This is a genomic window from Staphylococcus sp. SM3655, assembly GCF_016917315.1.
Lineage (GTDB): Bacteria > Bacillota > Bacilli > Staphylococcales > Staphylococcaceae > Staphylococcus > Staphylococcus aureus.
This window is the reverse complement of sequence record NZ_CP070305.1, coordinates 1984055-2002828: the sequence shown is the minus strand read 5'-3', so window position 1 is coordinate 2002828 and position 18774 is coordinate 1984055. Positions and strand designations below refer to the sequence as shown.

The following is an 18774-nucleotide window of genomic DNA, read 5'->3' as shown; positions in this document are numbered from 1 at the left end:
GAATTTTACGATTTACAGTAACGATTTTATAGGTTCAAAGCTTTTTCTATGCTCTTTCATAATGCCAATATCATCGATTGCTAGTAAATGTTGTTTGGTACCGTAACCCGCGTTTTTTTCAAAACCGTATTCAGGATAATCTTTAGATAACTGTGTCATATAATCATCACGAAAAACCTTTGCCATGATACTTGCAGCTGCAATGGACACACTTCTTGCATCACCCTTGATTAAAGATACTTGAGGCAGTGCATTATCAAGCGTCATCGCGTCTATCAATAAATGCGTTGGTTGTACTGATAATCCATCAATAGCTCGCTGCATGGCGATTTGAGTAGCTTTATAAATATTAAATTCATCTATTTCTTCAGCTGTCGCGATACCATATGCAAAAGCAGTAACTTCATTTTTTAGTGCTTCATTTAATTCTAGACGTTTCGTAAAAGGTACTTTTTTTGAGTCATCAAGGCCCAAATAATTGTGATTTGAATTTAAAATTGTTGCGCATGCAACGACTGGTCCTGCTAAAGGCCCTCTTCCAACTTCATCAATACCACAAATAATAGCATTAGGATGCTCTTTTAATATTTCATTTTCAAAGTAAGTCATTTCAACATACTTTTCTTTTAAAGCTTGTTCTTTTTCTAACGCTTTTCTGCGCCTAGCTATGGCATTTCGAACACCTTTTCGCTCATCTAAAAAGCATTCATGATTTTCTAATTCTTCTATTGTATTAACCGCATTAATCAACTGCGTAACTTCTTTAATTGTTAGCGTCATTTGCTAATTCCTCAGTCATATCTTTAAAAATATCAAAACAATAATTTCCTATTTTAGCATTTCGAATATCATAAATAATCAGTTCAATGACTGCTTCGTAATCAATTTCATTACCACGTCGAATTAAGCCACGTTTTTTCCCTATCGCATCAAACCACGCTATGATTTCTGCATCTTCAGGAACTTCAATATTATAATGTGACTTTAATCGCGCTAAATCATTTTGAATTAAAAAGTTTAATCCATAGATGGCAACTTCATCTAAGTGCACAATACTATCTTTTATCGCACCAGTTAAACTCAACTTCTTACCGACTTCTTCATCTTCAAATTTAGGCCAAAGTATCCCTGGTGTGTCTAATAGTTGTAATGCATTACCAACTTTAATCCATTGTTGTTGTTTGGTCACACCTGGTTTATTACCAGTCTGTGCAATACTACGCTTTGCCAGTTTATTTATTAATGTGGATTTACCAACATTTGGAATTCCAACAATCATCGCTCTTATCGCTCTAGGTTTAAGTCCTTTCGCTTTTTCGCGTTCAAATTTTTCAGCAGTCGCCTTAATTGCTGCAGCTTCCACTTTCTTTAAATTTTTACCGTGCTTAGCATCCACTGATACAGGATAGTATCCTTTATCAATAAAAAATTGTTCCCATTTTGACATCTCATTTAAATTAGACATATCTTTTTTATTTAATATAACAACACGTGGTTTTTGGTTAATAACTTCATCTATCATAGGGTTTCTTGAACTATATGGAATTCTTGCATCTACTAGTTCAAACACTACATCTACTTTTTTTAATTGTTCACTTACTTCTCTTTTGGCTTTCGCCATATGTCCTGGATACCATTGAATAACCATTCAATTCACCTTACTTTCGTCAATTCTTTTCTCATTATTAAAATCTATAACCTGTTAATTATAGAACAAATTCATTAATTCAACTATATTTATTTTAACATTGTCACACTTCTTAACAATGCTTTAGATTTAGGTATAAGTGATTATTTCAAGTTTTCTACAATTAAAAATCATCATTTGTTAAATCTAAGTTACTTATTAAGTGACATTCATCTTTATCAGTATGACATTTTTATTATTCAATATATTTGTTTAATGATAAACTGAAAATGATCCAAAGTTTAAGTAACTATGATAAGGTATCTGTTCCACAGTCATCTTCGTCTTTACCTATCAAGAACCTCATTAACTTTAGTTTCAGTTAAACTTAATTTTAAATTTGAAAGTTGAGGATAATGTTGTGTTAAAAAAGTGGCTAAATTCAAACGTCAAACAATTCTTTGTTATAACTTTCATTAGTGTAATATTAACGCTTATTTTATTTTCTACTCATATCTATGATTATATTGTGAATGGTACTGTTTTTAGTGGGGCTGGAGATGGATTCCGTCAAATGATGCCATTTCAAATGTATTTGTATGAACATTTAAGTAGTTTTTCTAGTTTATATGATGCATCGTTTGGATTAGGTGGCGATTATATGAAAGGACTATCATATTATTATTCGCTGTCACCTTTAATGTGGCTAAATTTTCTATTCATTAAAATAGGAGAAACGGTTGGTATATTTAATCCGACAACAATACATTTTTGGCCGACAAACCAACTTATTATGGCCATGATACGAGCTATCATAACATTTGTCGTGACCTTCTACTTATTTAAAATATTACACTTTAAACGCTCAACAAATATGATCGCTACGATTTTATACGGCATGTCAACTGTCGTTATATACTTTAATTTTACTTGGTCATTTTATGGAAATTTATTATATTTATTGCCATTATCGATTCTTGGTTTGGAAAGATATTTTCAACAACGCAAAATCGGTATTTTCATTGTTGCGATAGCCTTAACACTATTTAGCAATTTTTATTTCAGTTATTATCAAGCTATTATTATAGGTTGCTACTATTTATATCGACTCATTTTCACTTACAAATATGACATTGTCTCTAGAACACAAAAATTTATTTGCGTCATATCTGCTACAGTTTTGAGTGTGTTATCAAGTGTATTTGGTTTATTCACTGGCATTTCTGCGTTTTTGGAAAATGACAGAAAGCAAAATCCCAATGTTGATATACCGTTTTTGACACCACTTGATTATCATTATTTTTTCTTTAGCGATGGATTTTATATTACGATTTCAATTCTTACTATCGTTGCATTATTGTCATTCAAACTGTATCGTTTTTACTTTTATAGACTTTTCGCAATAGTAACATGGATATTATTTATTGGTTCATTATCACAGTATTTCGACAGTGCTTTTAATGGTTTTTCATTTCCAGAAAGGCGTTGGGTGTATATCTTAGCACTATCATCAAGCGCTCTTTGCGGATTGTTTATTCAACATTTATCAACATTAAATATGAAATATTATTTAATCAGAACAATACCAGTAAGTATCATCGCATTACTTTATGTATTACTATCACCGACACACCCACTTGCACTTATAGTAGGTATTATCCTGCTAATGGTGCTTGCCGTTATTTTAAAATTTAGTTTATGGCGTTATAAAAAATTAACCGTTGCAATATTAGTATTAATCGTTATGATTCAACAAATCGTCATTTTAGATAACAACAAAAATATGGCAATCAAACCTTATCAACAATCAATATCAACGTTGAAACAACATGATTATCATAGTAACTATGTAAACCAGCTAATAAAAAAGATAAATCAAAATGCAACAGGCCCATTTAATCGCATTGATTATATGTCAGACTATGCATTAAATTCACCATTTATATATCATTATAATGGCATTTCATTATATTCTAGTATTTTTAATGGAGACATTTTAAAATATTATGACAAGACACTCCAAATTAATATGCCAATCGATAAAAACAGCACTTATAGATTACTTGGCAATCGTCAAAATTTACTATCGCTTTGGAATGTGAATGATCGAATTAGAGTAAATCATGATGACAACTTACCATATGGATTTAAAATTAACTCTGAACACAAAGACAATAAAGTTCGTTGGATTCATTCTAAAAATACCATCCATTATCCAAGTGCACATATTACAAATAAGGTCTTTTCCAATAAAGAATTAAAATCTCCATTAGATAAAGAACAAGCAATGTTGCAAGGGATTGTTTCTAACAATACTAAAGATGTTAATACACATTTTAAAGCCAATAAAAATTTACTATCAGATTCAACAATTAAATTAAATAGTGCAGCCTGGCAATCTCCTACAAAACATTTATTACAAGTTAAACAAAATAATGGTGGTCTAACTGTACAGTTGCCAAAATCAGTTTCTAATCAATTTAAAGATTTGTATTTTGAAATGGATTTAGAATTACTTTCGCCGGATAAAGCTCATGATGTTAAAGTGAATGAATATACACAAGAAAGAAATAAACTCACTTATAAATATCGACGCTTTGTAACACCCGTAACGATACGCATTAAAGCTTCAGATAGAATTAGATTATCATTGCCTAAAGGTAAGTATCGAGTAAATTTAAAAGGGATATACGGCGAAGATTATACCACGCTTAAAGACGCTTCAAATTCATTAGAGTCTGTCAAAGTTAGTAAGACAAAGCAAGGTTATACTATTACTAAAAATAAAAATTCATCTGGGTATATTGTTTTGCCAACAGCATATAATCAAGGTATGAAAGCGACATCAGGTGATCAAAGTCTTAAAGTTGAACAAGTAAATGGTGTTATGACCGGCATTAAAGCACCTAAAAATATAACAAAGATTCAATTGAGCTATACCCCACCATACTATTATTTACTTATAACAATTACTATATTTGGCATTATATGTAGTATTATTTTCACGAGATGGGCAAGACAAAAATAATGTTGCTACGCATATATTTAATGGGAGTGGGACAGAAATGATATTTTCGCAAAATTTATTTCGTTGTTCACCCCAACTTGCACATTATTGTAAGCTGACTTTCCGCCAGCTTCTATGTTGGGGCCCCGCCAACTTGCACATTATTGTAAGCTGACTTTCCGCCAGCTTCTATGTTGGGGCCCTGCCAACTTGCATTGTCTGTAGAAATTGGGAATCCAACTTCTCTTTGTTGGGGCCCATCCCCAACTTGCATTGCCTGTAGAATTTCATTTCGAAATTCTCTATGTTGGGGCCCACACCCCAACTCGCATTGCCTGTAGAATTTCTTTTCGAAATTCTCTGTGTTGGGGCCCCTGACTAGAATTGAAAAAAGCTTGTTACAAGTGCATTTTCGTTCAGTCAACTACTGCCAATATAACTTCGTAGAGCATAGAACATTGATTTATGTCCCAGCCTTTTGTTTATATAACCATTTTGAGCAAACACGTTATGAATAGAGAAGGAATAAACAATTACATTATCAACTTTACATTAACTAAACAGCAAAAAAAGCCATCTATATCACTCCATAAAAGTGACCTAGATGGCTTTATTGTTTAAGTCGAATTTGACTCATACATAGCTTTGTTTAAATGCTGATTAACGAATTTCTTGGATTCTAGCAGCTTTACCACGTAAACTACGTAAGTAATATAATTTAGCACGACGTACTTTACCACGACGTTTAACTTCGATTTTTTCAATTTTTGGTGTGTGTAATGGGAATGTACGTTCCACGCCAACACCTGATGAAATTTTACGAACTGTAAACGTTTCAGAAACGCCACCGCCACGACGTTTAATTACAACGCCTTCGAATACTTGGATACGCTCACGAGTACCCTCAATGATACGTACGTGTACACGTAAAGTATCACCAGGACGGAAACTAGGTAAGTCTGTACGTAATTGTGATTTAGTTACTGCTTCGATTAATTTGTGATTTGTCATTATAAATTCTCCTCTTCAACCTATGTTCTTGCCTCGACAAATATATAGCAGCGGATCATAGTGATTTTTGTGTTTCCACACTCAGATTATGTTAGCACAATACTAACCTTTTTTCAATCCTATTTTATATCTTTCTAATATTTGCTTATCTGCATTAGTTAATGGATATTTTTCAATTAAGTCAGGTCTTTTATTATATGTGCGGATCAACTTTTGCTCATGTCTCCATGCATCAATATTGGCATGATTTCCAGACAATAAAACATCCGGAACTGTTAGACCTTTAAATTCACGCGGACGTGTATATTGCGGAAACTCTAATAACCCATCTGAAAATGAATCGTCTTGATGTGACTGTTCATTACCTAAAACACCTGGAATCAGTCTAACAATAGCATCAGTCATGGTCATCGCTGGCAATTCTCCACCTGTTAAAACATAGTCACCCATTGATATTTCATCTGTGACAAGATGCGTTCGGATACGTTCATCGTAACCTTCATAATGTCCGCATATGAAAACGATGTGGTCAGCCTTGCTTAATTCAACAGCTTTCTGATGTGAAAATGGCTCGCCTTGTGGACACATTAAAATAACGCGTGTTTGTTCTGTGACATCTAAGTCTTCCATTGCATTAAAAACAGGTTCAGGCTTTAACACCATACCTTGTCCGCCACCATACGGATAATCATCTACTTGGTTGTGCTTGTTAATTGCATAATCTCTAAAATTAACCGTATTGATTTGTAATTTATTGTTTTCTTGGGCACGTTTCATAATTGAATGATTTAAAACACCATCAAACATTTCAGGAAATAAAGTTAAATAATCAATTTTCATTAATCCAACAATCCTTCCATCGGTGTAATGATGATTTTTTTATTTTCAACATCCACTTCTTTTACCACTTCAGCAATGTATGGAATTAAATATTCTTTCGAACCTTTTATTACCCATACATCATTTGCACCTGTTTCAAAGATGTTGATAACACGACCGATTGGTGCTTCTTGATCATCAAAAACTGTACATCCTATAATATCTGAATAATAAAATTCATTTTCCTCAAGTACGATATCTTCATGATCACGCTCTTGATAAATAGAACTCCCTTTTAAATGCTCAATATCATTAATATTATTAATACCTTCAAATGTGAGCATATGAAGCCCTTTATGCACTCTATGTGACTTAACAGTATATTCAAGGTCGTTATTGTTATGCACAACTGTCAGCACTTGACCGGGTTGAAAACGAACGTCTGTAAAGTCTGAATTGGATTTTACTTTAATTTCACCTTTAATACCATGTGTGTTAACAATTTGACCAACTTCAACTCTCATTCTATTACCTCCAACTCTATGCTTTGAACACTTCTATTTTAATTGAAAATAATTCAAAGAAAAAGGGCACCATTATGGTACCCAATACGTTCTATATTACTAACATGTGATATTCCCAACGTATCATTGAGTAATAACTGTCAGTGTAAACGAGTTATTCTTATTGTTAGAACAATTTTACGCTAAATTACTTAGCTTTCTTTTGTTCGTCAAATTTTTTCATAATACCTTCTTTTGATAAGATATTGTGAACTGTATCAGTTGGCTTCGCACCATCATTTAACCATTTTAAAGCTAACGCTTCGTCAACTTTAATTTCTGGAGCATTAGCGCTCGTTGGGTTATAAGTACCGATTTGTTCGATGATACGTCCGTCACGAGGAGAACGAGCATCTGCTACTACGATACGATAGAATGGATTTCTTTTTGAACCTAAACGTGTTAAACGAATTTTAACTGCCATTTATAAAATCTCCTTTAAGTCATGTTTTAATTTTTATTTTCTACAAGAAATAATATTAACAGGTGTGTGAATGTTTGTAAAGAGTTTTTTCTTTACCTAGAAAATTATTGAACCTTTTTCTTACAATAATAACTATGTGATTACTAAATTAGACTGTTAATAGGTTATAAAAATTCATAGTAGCCTTCACCACATACGTGTTTAGTTAATTTATCCCGTAAGGACATGAATGGTACCACTTCTACCGCACACGTTCCCCCAATATAACTTATTAATATTAGCAACAATAACCTCATGTTCTAGCAAATCAGCAATTTCAGTTTTTAATTATTATTGTGTATCTAAAAATATGCACCCCATAAAGTTATATTCTTTAGTATAACTTTCGGGATGCACATCTCATTGCAACAAAAATCAGCGTGTTATATTAAACATTAAAACGGCAAATTCATACCTTTTAACATATTTTGCATTTGATTGCGTTTACCTTTTTTACCTTTACCGCCACCAGTGAATTGTTTCATCATTTTCTTCATATCGTTAAATTGTTTCATCAAACGATTGACTTCTTGTAATGAACGACCAGACCCTTTAGCAATACGCTTTTTACGTGATACATTCAATGTGTCTGGATTGTTTCTTTCAGCCGGCGTCATTGACTGGATAATCGCTTTAATATGATCAATTTGCTTTTCACTCATATTAAGCTTATCTAGCCCTTTCATTTTATTCATACCTGGAATCATTTTCATAATATCATCCAGTGGTCCTAGATTTTTCACCTGATCAAGTTGTTCTAAAAAATCATCTAAAGTAAACGATGACTCACGCATCTTTTTCTCTAAATCTTTTGCTTTTTCTTGATCCACATCTTGTTGCGCTTTTTCAATTAAACTTAACACATCACCCATACCTAAAATACGTGATGCCATACGTTCAGGATGGAATAGCTCTAAACCATCTAACTTTTCACTCATACCAACAAATTTAATTGGTTTTTGTGTCACCGAACGAATAGATAAAGCTGCACCACCACGTGTATCACCATCTAATTTAGTTAAGGTAACACCTGTGACATCAAGTTGATCGTCAAAAGATTCTGCAACATTGACAGCATCTTGACCCGTCATTGAATCGACAACTAACATAATTTCGTTTGGTTTAGCAATGTCTTTTACTTCTTTTAATTCGTTCATCAATGCTTCATCGATGTGTAATCGACCTGCTGTATCAATGATTACAAAGTCTAAATGTTCTTCTTTAGCATGTTTTAATGCATTAGTTACAATTTGTTGTGGCTTTACTTGATCTCCTTCACTGTATACAGGAATATCAATTTGTTTCCCTACTGTTTGTAATTGATTTATCGCTGCTGGACGATAAATATCTGCTGCAACTAACATAGGTTTTTTGTTGTATTTTTTACGCATCAATAATGCTAATTTACCTGCAGTTGTTGTTTTACCAGCACCTTGTAAACCAACCATCATAACAACAGTAGGTGGTTTATTTGACATATTAATCGACGTATTTTCTCCACCCATCAACTGCGTTAATTCATCTTGAACTATTTTAATAACTTGTTGCCCTGGTGTTAATGATTGCATTACATCGGAACCTAATGCGCGTTCTGATACTGTTTTAATAAATTCTTTTACCACTTTAAAGTTTACGTCAGCCTCAAGTAACGCTAATCTTACTTCACGCATCATTATCTTTATATCAGCTTCAGTAAGTTTACCCTTACCACGCATTTTTTGCATCGTCGCTTGCAAGCGTTCTGATAACCCTTCAAATGCCATATCGATGTCCTCCCTCAATTTATATCTATTCTAAGTCTTCTAATTGTTGAATATAACGTTGTATTTGTTCTGGATTACTTAAATGTTGTTTCATTTCATCATATATTTCTCGGCGTTGCTCAAATTTCTGGTATAATTCCAATTTCTTTTCATAATCTTCAACTAAATCGCCAGTTCTTCTTATATTATCATAAACTGCTTGTCTACTCACATTAAAAGTATCTGCGATTTCACTTAAAGAATAATCTTCAAGATAAAATAATTCCAAATAATTACGTTGTTTATTCGTCAATAAGGATTGATAAAAATCAAACAAATAATTCATTCGTAACGTTTTAACTAAATCATTTTGACCCATGATTATCGTCCTTTTCTTCTGTTACAATTTGATCATTTTCAACTGTTGTTATTTCTTCATTTTGTTCAATCATATCAGCGAATAAGCCGTAGACATAACTTTCAGGGTTAAATGGTTGTAAGTCATCTAATTGCTCACCTAAACCTACATATTTAACTGGAATGTGCAATTCATTACGAATGGCTAATACGATACCACCTTTGGCTGTACCATCTAATTTCGTTAATACAATACCTGTAACATTTGTTACTTCTTTAAAGTTTCTAGCTTGTGACAACGCATTCTGACCAGTTGTAGCATCTAAACATAGTAATGCTTCATGAGGCGCATCTGGCACTGCTCGATTAATTACACGCTTAACTTTTTCTAATTCTTGCATTAGATTTGTTTTATTTTGTAAACGTCCAGCGGTATCACAAATTAAAATATCAACACCTTTGTTTTTAGCGGCATTAATCGCATCATACATAACAGCAGCTGGATCAGAACCTTCACTTTGGCTAATTACGTCTACACCAACACGTTCGCCCCAAACTTTCAATTGATCAATAGCACCCGCTCTAAAAGTATCGCCCGCAGCTAACATTACTTTTTTACCTTCCATTTTATATCGGTAAGCTAATTTTCCAATTGTTGTTGTTTTACCAACACCATTCACACCAACCATTAAAATGACATTTAAACGACCATCTTCTAAGTTCATAGCTTCTGAATTATCATCTTCTTGATGGTAAATCTCTACGATTTTTTCAACAATGACTTCACGCAAATCTTCAGTATCTTGAATATTACGTCGTTGTGCTTCCATACGTAATTCTTCAGTTAACGTCATCACTGTATTAAAACCGACGTCTGCAGTGATTAACATTTCTTCTAAAGCTTCAAAAAAGTCTTCATCTACTTTACGATATCTCGCTATCAAATTATTTAATTGTTCTTGGAAATTTTGACGAGATTTTTCGAGTCCTGCTTTAAATTTAGCACCCATTTTTTGAGCTTCAATTTCTTCAAAATCTTCAATTGATATTAAGCCATCGTCATCAAAATCCGCTTCACTCAACTTGCGTGGCTTCTTTTTCACTTCAGCATTTTCTGCTAAATCATTTGCGTCCTGCGTTGAACCTTCAGAATGTGTATCTTCTAATTTGTCTTGACCTTGTTCTTCTGTTAAGGATTTAACTTCTTCATTTTCTTTATTTGTTGCAAACTTATCTTTTAAGCGTTTAAAAAAGCTCATTATTGCTCCTCCTTCAACACATCATCTATTGTATTTAAATTCACACTCACAAGTTTAGTAACACCTGATTCTTGCATTGTTACACCGTATAACCTATCTGCAAATTCCATTGTTCCTTTACGGTGTGTAATAACAATGAATTGTGTTTCGTCTGATAACTCATTTAAATATTTTGCGTATCTAATAACATTTGCTTCATCTAGTGCAGCTTCAACCTCATCTAATATAACAAAAGGTGCAGATCTTACTTTTAAAATTGCAAATAGTAAAGCAATAGCAGTTAATGCACGCTCACCACCACTCAGTAACGATAAATGTTGCAACTTTTTACCCGGTGGTTGTACCACAATATCAATACCAGCTGTTAAATAATCGGCTTCAGTTAATTGCAATTCTGCATCGCCTCCACCAAACAATTGTTTGAACACAGCTGTAAAATGTCCTTGAATAGCATGGAAAGTTTCTTTAAATCTTTCAGTAACCTCTTGATCCATTTCACTTATAATTTGCTCTAATGTTTCTTTAGCTTTACGAAGATCTGTACGTTGTTCACTTAAAAATGTATAACGTTCATTTAACTCTTCAAATTGTTCAATTGCATTTAAGTTTACAGGACCTAGTTCATCAATCGACATCTTCATTAACTTAACTTTTTTACGTAATGCGTCAATCGATTCATCACTCGTATATTCAGATTTCGCACGTTCAACAGTCAATTGATATTCATCATTTAAATGATCTATCGCATGATGAATTAATACATCTAGCTTTGATTGTTCAGCTTTAATATCTTGGTAGTGATTTTCGATAGCTAAAATATCTTGGTGACAAACTTGTAGTTTAGCTTCTTGCGCATCGATTTGTTCATTCAACTCAATACGTTGTTGTTTCAATTTATCTAATTCATCAGATAAGCGTGTTCTCGTTTCTTGTTGACCATTAATTTGATCTTTAATATTTTGAAAAGCTTGTTCGCCCATCACTTCATCCGAATTAAAGAATGCAATTTTTTCTTTAACATCTTTTAATTGATGTTTAGTTTGTTGATTTTGATTATTTAATCGATCTATTGTCTGTTGTTGTGTTTTAATACGCTCTTTAACCACAGCAAGATCAGATTGTTTCTGATGTAAGGTTTGTTGTGTTTTAGTAACGCTTTCCTTACCTTCTTTAGAAAGTTTTGTGTAGCGTTCAATTTCATCTTCTAGTCGTTTTAAAGATGCTTTAATACTTTCTAGATGAGTTTCTTTTTCACTCAAAGTTTGTCGACTTTTGTCACTCGTATAACCATCATTTTTTTCAAATTCGAATTCTTCATGATCATTTTTTATTTGTGTTTCTTGTGTAATAAATCTATCGAGCTCCATTTCAAAATGATGCACTTGCTCTTTAAGTGTATTATGCTTTTGACTTTTTTCAAAATACAGTTCACTTAATTGATCACTTTTTATCTTCAACTCTTTAAATTGTTGTTCAAATGATTCTGTTTGACGCAAGTAATCTTCTAATTGGTGTCTCATTGTTGTCAACTCGTCTTTTTGAGACAGAATACTTTTTGACTTACGAGCGCCACCACCAGTCATAGAACCACCAGGATTTACAATATCACCTTCCAAAGTAACAATACGAGTTCGATATTTAATCGCACGTGCCAATTCATTTGCATGCTTTAAATGATCAACGATAATCGTATTACCTAATAAATTCCCGATAATATTTTGATATTCTGGTGCTACTTTAACTGCTTCCGAAGCAATACTAATAAATCCGTTTGCCTCTTTAGCAATAGACTTAATATCAGTCGCTACCACTCTACTCTGTATAACATTTAATGGTAAAAACGTCGCACGACCTAAATTACGTTCTTTTAAAAATTGAATAGCCTGGCGTCCATCTTTTTCTGAATCTACAATGACATGTTGTAATGAAGCACCTAATGCTGTTTCAATTGCCTGAGTTAATTTAGATGGCACATCAATAATTTCCGCAACTGCACCATGAATACCCTTTAATTCTTTATTTTTAGCTTTCAAAATATGTTTGACGCCATTGAAAAAATAAGTATATTCTTCCTCTTGCGTTGCCAAACTATCAATACGTGTTTTCATTTTTTCGGTATATCGATATGCTTGATACAATTTCTCTTCGTATTCATTTTGTGCTTTTTTTGTATCAGTGAGGTCTTTTTCTATATTTTTAATTTCTTTATCCACAGCAGAAAGGTCTTTGTTGGTCTGTTGATATTCTTTTTTTGTCGTTTTTATTTGACCCTGAATATCTTTCAATTGCTCAAAAACTTCAACTAATCGAGAATCTAGTCTTGATTTTTTAGCCTCATTCTCTTCTATAGTATGCTTTAAAAAACGAATATCATTGTTAACATCTGATTGCTCTGACATTAATGTATAGTATTCGTTTTTAATTTCTTCCAATTTTTCATCATGTGCTTCGCCTGAAACATATAGTTGTTCTTCAAGTTCACGAATGACAGCATTGAGTTCTTTTTGTTTACTTTTCAGAGACTTATAAGTATCTTGAGCTTCAGAAATCTCATTTGATATATTTTCTAAAAGCTCCATTAAATTTTCTTGTTCTTCTTCATATCGTGCATTTGTTTCAGATTGATTTTTCTTACGTTCTTCTAAAACATTTAATTGTCCCGTATATTTTTCAAAGGCTTCCGTAGCTTTTACTAATTGATAATTAAGCGATTCAACATCATTATCAAGTTGATGACGTTTACCTTTATATTGTTGAATTTGTTGGCTTAAACGTTGCTTGTCAGCTTCTTTATTTGCTTGTTGGCCTTGTAAATCATTTAAACGTTGATCTAATTGTCTATTGTCATTTGTATATTGATCAATATCGTGCACTGTAACTACAATGTCACTATGTTTCATTTGATGTGAAAGTGTCTTATATTCTTTAGCTATAGCTGCCTCCTCTTTTAGAGGATCTACGCGACCTTCCAAATCATATAAAATGTCTTCTACTCTCGTTAAATTATCTTCTGTTTGGTCAAGTTTATTTAATGATTCAGCCTTACGTTTTTTATATTTAAGTACACCAGCCGATTCTTCAATAATTTGACGTCTATCAATTGGTTTAGCATTTAGTATTTCATCAACTCTACCTTGCGAGATAATGCTATACGCTTCTTTTCCCAATCCAGAATCTAAAAATAAATCGGCAATATCTTTTAATCTTGCACGGTCATTATTTATGTAGTACTCACTTTCACCACTTCGATACAATCTTCTTGTTACAATAACTTCGTTTTCATCAACACTGAGCTTTTTAGAATGATTATCTAATCTTAACTGTACTTCAGCATAATTTTGAGCTTTGCGATGTTCTGCACCTGAGAAGATAATATCTTCCATTTTTGAGCCACGTAATGATTTAGCCGATTGTTCACCCAACACCCATTTAATAGCATCTGTAATATTACTTTTACCGCTTCCATTTGGACCAACAATTGCAGTTACACCTTTATCGAATTGAACATTGGTTTGATCTGCAAAAGACTTAAATCCAATGGCATCTATTGATTTTAAATAAACCATCCTAAACTCCTTATCACAATTTTAAAGAACACATGTATACGATATTTTAGTATTTGTATATTAAATTTCGAAGTTGTTCCATAAAATATTAAAAATTCTTCCTTAAATCCTAAATCGAACACCTATATGTCGTATCATATAAATTTCTATTTAATTTGTTTTAATTGCTTATAGGCACTTTCAGCAGCACGTTGTTCTGATTCTTTTTTCGTTTTCCCTTTACCTTCAGCTATTGCTTCCCCTTGCAGAATAACTTCTGAAGTGAATAGACGATGATGTGCCGGTCCCTCTTCTTTTATTAAATTATAGGTTACATCACCTTTATTTTGCTGGTGCACATATTCTTGGAATTGTGTTTTAAAATCTACCACGCCTAATAACTCATTTTGTTCTACATGTGGGAAAATGACTTTCTCAGCAAATTTCCAAACTATATCTAGTCCTTGATCCAAATACAATGCCCCAATAAATGCTTCGAATGCATCTGATATTAATGATGGTCTTGTACGTCCCCCTGTTTTCTCTTCACCTTTACCAAGTAAAATCATTTCGTTCAATCCAATTTTATTCGCAAATATTACAAGTGAGGGCTCACATACAATAGTGGCACGCATTTTTGTTAAATTCCCTTCTGGCAAGTTGGGATGTTTATCAAATAAATATCGTGAAACCGTCAATTCTAATACCGCATCACCCAAAAACTCTAAACGCTCATTATGGTCTAAACGATTCATATTAAAATCATTAATAAAACTCGAATGCGAAAATGCTTGTTGGTATAAATCAATATTTTGATAAGTAAAGCCTAACTCTGTCATTTTAGTATCAAAGCGCTTTCTAAAACGATTAACTATCTCACTTTTCTTTTGTTTAGACATTATTTTATCTCCTTTATGTGTTGCTCTTGAATCATCTTTAATTTTACGTTAAAACTATTGATAATTAAAGAAAAAAACTGAGTCGACAATACTGACGACCCAGATGTAAGATTTATTATTTTTCAAGACTGTTAATAAATTTAACAGCATCACCAACAGTGTTGATTTTTTCAGCTTCTTCATCAGGAATTTCAGTACCAAACTCGTCTTCTAATTCCATTACTAATTCAGCGATATCAAGTGAGTCAGCGCCTAAATCATCTTTGAAAGATGCATCTTCAGTTACTTTATCAGCGTCTACACCTAAACGGTCAACGATGATATCTTTTACTTTATCGAAATTTTCCACGTCGATTCACCTCCTTTAAAAATGCCTATACATAGACTACTATATTTTCCCATTTTAAATTCTAAAAAACAAGTAGAAATTTTAGAAACACTTATCAATTTATTGATTAGTGTTTCTTATGCATGAGCTTTAGCTCAGGTGTACCTCTATCCCAGTTATCAATTTATTGATTACTGCGTCTTTATCTTGAGCTTTAGCTCAGGCGTACCTCTATCCCAGTTATCAATTTATTGATTACTGCGTCTTTATCTTGAGCTTTAGCTCAGGCGTACCTCTATCCCAGTTATCAATTTATTGATTACTGCGTCTTTATCTTGAGCTTTAGCTCAAGCGTTCCTCTAATCTTCTTATCAATTTATTGATTAGTGTTTCTTAGGGAGAAATTCTGGAACCTTATCTAGGTTGCTTAGAATTTCCCCCGCAAAGTTGACTAGGTCAGGCAATTCTCCATTGGATGACCAGTCAACCACTGCGTCAATGAGCTTTAGCTCAAATATATTACATGTACATTCCACCATTTACATGGATTGTTTGACCTGTAATATATTTTGCTTTGTCTGATGCTAAGAACGCTACTGTATTAGCAATATCTGTGTCTTGACCAAAACGTGCTAACGGAATTTGAGTCAACATTTGTTCTTTAAGCTCATCACTTAAAGCATCTGTCATATCAGAAACAATAAAACCAGGTGCAACTGCATTTACAGTGATACCACGAGATGCTAATTCACGCGCCGCAGATTTAGTTAAACCAATAACACCTGCTTTTGTTGCAACATAGTTTGCTTGTCCCGGATTACCTACTGCTCCAACAACACTTGATAAATTGATGATAGCACCACTACGTTGTCTTAACATTTGTGGTGTTGCTTTTTGGATACAGTTAAATACACCTTTTAAGTTTGTGTCAATAACATCATCCCACTCTTGTTCTTTCATACGCATTAATAAATTATCGCGAGTAATACCTGCATTATTTACTAAAACATCTAAAGAACCAAATTGGCTAACTACTTCTTTAATCATTGCTTTAACTTCATCAGCATCGGCAACATTTGCTTGAATCGCAAAACTGTCAACACCTTTAGCTTTGATTTCTTCGACTACTGCTTCAGCTTTCTCTTTGCTGCCTGCATAGTTTACTGCTACATTATATCCTTCTTCTGCTAATTGTAACGCAATACTACGTCCAATTCCTCTTGATGCACCTGTTACTAAAGCACTCTTAGTCATTTTCATTCCATCCTTTCACATCTTCTAAAGTTTGAATTGATGTTAACTTAACATCTCTATTTATTTTTTTAATTAAGCCAGATAAAACTTTTCCAGGACCAATTTCAATAAAATGATCAACACCTTGGTCTATTAGCCATTCTGTTGAGTTAATGAATTGTACTGGTGAATATAATTGCTTGACCATATTAGATTTAATTACTTCTTTGTCAGTTTCACCTTGCGCATTTACATTTTGAACTACAGGAAACTTAGCATCACGCCATTCAAATTGATTAATATAACTTGAAAAATCTTCTTCAATCACTTTCATTAGCGATGAATGGAATGGCCCAGATACTGCTATAGGCATGACACGTTTTGCACCTAATGATTTACCTTTTTCTACTAGCTCATCAATTAAAGCTTTGTGACCTGAAACAACAATTTGACCTGGGCAATTAATGTTTGCTGGTTCAATTATTTTGTCATCAGATGATAATGACTTACAAATTTCATCGACTTTATCAAAATCTAAGCCCAATACTGCAGCCATGCTTCCTACACCAGTAGGAAATGCTTGCGCCATTAATTGACCACGTTTTCTAACAATTTTAACTGCATCTTCAAATGATAATACGTCAGCTGCAACTAAACTTGAATATTCACCTAAACTATGCCCCATAGTAAAATCAGGATTCAAATTTTTTAGCGCTGCTAATAATGCCGAACTATGCGTCAATAAAGCTGGTTGCGTGTTTTCAGTTTCACCCAATTTACCTTCTTCATCAGTAAACATTGTCTCTAAAATATCAAAGTCTAACGTGTTTGCTGCTGAAGTTAAAATTTCAGTTGCTTGATCATTGTTGTTAAACAAATCTTGTGCCATACCAACTTTTTGGGCACCTTGTCCCGGAAAAATAATTGCTGTTTTACTCATTTGATTCACCTACAGTCTCTTTCATTGTTTGTACAATATTTTGTTCTCCTGCGATTTTCGCTTGTCTAATTGCAGAATAAAAAGCTTTAGCATTTGAACTACCGTGTGCTTTAACTACAGTACCTTCCAATCCTAATAATACTGAACCACCGTATTCTGAGTAATCCATCTTTTTAGCGAATTCTGCTAAATCTTTCTTCAATATTGCACCTGCTAATTTATTTTTAGTACTACTCATAATCGTATCTTTTAACATTTTACCGATTGATTTTGCAGTACCTTCTAAATTTTTAAGGACCATGTTCCCAGTATAGCCATCGGTAACTACAACATCTGTATCGCCATCCATTAATGTCTTCGCTTCAATATTCCCAACAAAATTCAATGAATGATCTTGATTTAATAACTCAAATGATTTTTTCGTTAAACTATTACCTTTAGCTGGCTCGGTACCTATATTTAATAATGAGATTTTCGGATTATCAATACCTCTAATTTTTTGAGCATAAATATCCCCTAGTTGCGCATACTGTAATAAGTGTTCAGGTTTAGCATCAGCATTTGCACCAACGTCTAAAAAGACAAAACCTTTTCCATCAATCGTTGGCAATGTTACTACTAAAGCCGGTCTAGCTACACCTTTAATACGTCCAACAATGAATAAACCAGCTGACATTAAAGCACCAGTATTACCTGCTGACACACATCCATCTGCTTCACCAGATTTCACAGCTTCAGCCATTTTTACCATTGAGCTATCTTTTTTACGTTTAATCGCTCTAACAGGCTCATCTTCCATTTCAATCTTTTCAGAACAATGTCTAAATTCGATTCGTTCATGGTTCAGATTATACTTTTTTTCGTCACCGAAAAGTATAATTTCTAGATCTTTAAAGTCTTCAACAGCCTTTTGTACGGCTTCTAATACGATATCAGGCGCATTGTCGCCACCCATCATATCAATTGCTAATTTAACCATAA

At 33.1% G+C, this 18774-nt stretch carries 17 protein-coding genes; 1 reads left to right on the top strand and 16 read right to left on the bottom strand.

Annotated features, from left to right (window positions below; all coding sequences use genetic code 11):
• Positions 1 to 12 precede the first annotated feature (12 nt).
• Entirely contained in the window at positions 13 to 780 is a 768-nt protein-coding gene (locus JQN76_RS09845; protein ID WP_000176409.1) for a ribonuclease HII, read from the bottom strand.
• Positions 764 to 1648, bottom strand: coding sequence for a ribosome biogenesis GTPase YlqF (gene ylqF, locus JQN76_RS09840; RefSeq protein WP_000236722.1), 885 nt, complete (start codon positions 1646 to 1648; stop codon positions 764 to 766). Before ylqF ends, JQN76_RS09845 begins: the two co-directional genes overlap by 17 nt.
• A 400-nt stretch (positions 1649 to 2048) precedes the next feature.
• Between ylqF and yfhO the strand changes: the two genes are divergently transcribed.
• On the top strand, positions 2049 to 4655 hold the full coding sequence (gene yfhO / locus JQN76_RS09835; RefSeq protein ID WP_000915236.1) for a lipoteichoic acid-specific glycosyltransferase YfhO: 2607 nt from the start codon (positions 2049 to 2051) through the stop codon (positions 4653 to 4655).
• A gap of 112 nt (positions 4656 to 4767) precedes the next feature.
• On the opposite strand, the gene JQN76_RS09830 is transcribed toward yfhO, so the two are convergent.
• From JQN76_RS09830 to plsX, 14 genes are all read right to left on the bottom strand, one after another.
• Entirely contained in the window at positions 4768 to 4908 is a 141-nt protein-coding gene (locus tag JQN76_RS09830) for a hypothetical protein (protein WP_001814542.1), read from the bottom strand.
• A gap of 386 nt (positions 4909 to 5294) precedes the next feature.
• The gene (gene rplS / locus JQN76_RS09825) at positions 5295 to 5645 is read right to left on the bottom strand and encodes a 50S ribosomal protein L19 (protein ID WP_000181404.1); all 351 of its coding nucleotides are present in this window, start codon (positions 5643 to 5645) and stop codon (positions 5295 to 5297) included.
• Positions 5646 to 5747: 102 nt separating this feature from the next.
• Positions 5748 to 6485 carry a tRNA (guanosine(37)-N1)-methyltransferase TrmD gene (trmD, locus tag JQN76_RS09820; protein WP_000687328.1) on the bottom strand — a complete coding sequence of 246 codons (738 nt, stop codon included), beginning with the start codon at positions 6483 to 6485 and terminating at the stop codon, positions 5748 to 5750.
• Positions 6485 to 6988 (bottom strand): ribosome maturation factor RimM, encoded by a 504-nt coding sequence (rimM, locus tag JQN76_RS09815; RefSeq protein WP_001261981.1) that lies wholly within the window; start codon positions 6986 to 6988, stop codon positions 6485 to 6487. The genes trmD and rimM overlap by 1 nt, the downstream gene beginning before the upstream one ends.
• A 187-nt stretch (positions 6989 to 7175) precedes the next feature.
• A complete protein-coding gene (gene rpsP / locus JQN76_RS09810; RefSeq protein WP_000268754.1) occupies positions 7176 to 7451 on the bottom strand; it encodes a 30S ribosomal protein S16 in 276 nt (91 codons plus the stop codon).
• Between the two features lie 434 nt (positions 7452 to 7885).
• Entirely contained in the window at positions 7886 to 9253 is a 1368-nt protein-coding gene (ffh, locus tag JQN76_RS09805; RefSeq protein WP_000863479.1) for a signal recognition particle protein, read from the bottom strand.
• Positions 9254 to 9278: 25 nt separating this feature from the next.
• Positions 9279 to 9611, bottom strand: a complete 333-nt coding sequence (locus JQN76_RS09800) for a putative DNA-binding protein (RefSeq protein ID WP_000531320.1) — start codon at positions 9609 to 9611, stop codon at positions 9279 to 9281.
• Complete coding sequence (ftsY, locus tag JQN76_RS09795) at positions 9598 to 10848, bottom strand: signal recognition particle-docking protein FtsY (RefSeq protein WP_000007683.1); 1251 nt, start codon at positions 10846 to 10848, stop codon at positions 9598 to 9600. The genes JQN76_RS09800 and ftsY overlap by 14 nt, the downstream gene beginning before the upstream one ends.
• Positions 10848 to 14414: a chromosome segregation protein SMC gene (gene smc / locus JQN76_RS09790; RefSeq protein WP_001836849.1), complete on the bottom strand. Its 3567-nt coding sequence runs from the start codon at positions 14412 to 14414 to the stop codon at positions 10848 to 10850. Before smc ends, ftsY begins: the two co-directional genes overlap by 1 nt.
• A gap of 146 nt (positions 14415 to 14560) precedes the next feature.
• Positions 14561 to 15292 (bottom strand): ribonuclease III, encoded by a 732-nt coding sequence (gene rnc, locus JQN76_RS09785; RefSeq protein ID WP_000043237.1) that lies wholly within the window; start codon positions 15290 to 15292, stop codon positions 14561 to 14563.
• Between the two features lie 115 nt (positions 15293 to 15407).
• On the bottom strand, positions 15408 to 15641 hold the full coding sequence (locus JQN76_RS09780; RefSeq protein ID WP_000426914.1) for an acyl carrier protein: 234 nt from the start codon (positions 15639 to 15641) through the stop codon (positions 15408 to 15410).
• 498 nt (positions 15642 to 16139) lie between these two features.
• Positions 16140 to 16874: a 3-oxoacyl-[acyl-carrier-protein] reductase gene (gene fabG / locus JQN76_RS09775; RefSeq protein WP_000167269.1), complete on the bottom strand. Its 735-nt coding sequence runs from the start codon at positions 16872 to 16874 to the stop codon at positions 16140 to 16142.
• The gene (gene fabD / locus JQN76_RS09770) at positions 16867 to 17793 is read right to left on the bottom strand and encodes an ACP S-malonyltransferase (RefSeq protein WP_000047347.1); all 927 of its coding nucleotides are present in this window, start codon (positions 17791 to 17793) and stop codon (positions 16867 to 16869) included. Before fabD ends, fabG begins: the two co-directional genes overlap by 8 nt.
• Entirely contained in the window at positions 17786 to 18772 is a 987-nt protein-coding gene (gene plsX, locus JQN76_RS09765) for a phosphate acyltransferase PlsX (RefSeq protein ID WP_000239742.1), read from the bottom strand. Before plsX ends, fabD begins: the two co-directional genes overlap by 8 nt.
• Between the last annotated feature and the right edge of the window lie 2 nt (positions 18773 to 18774).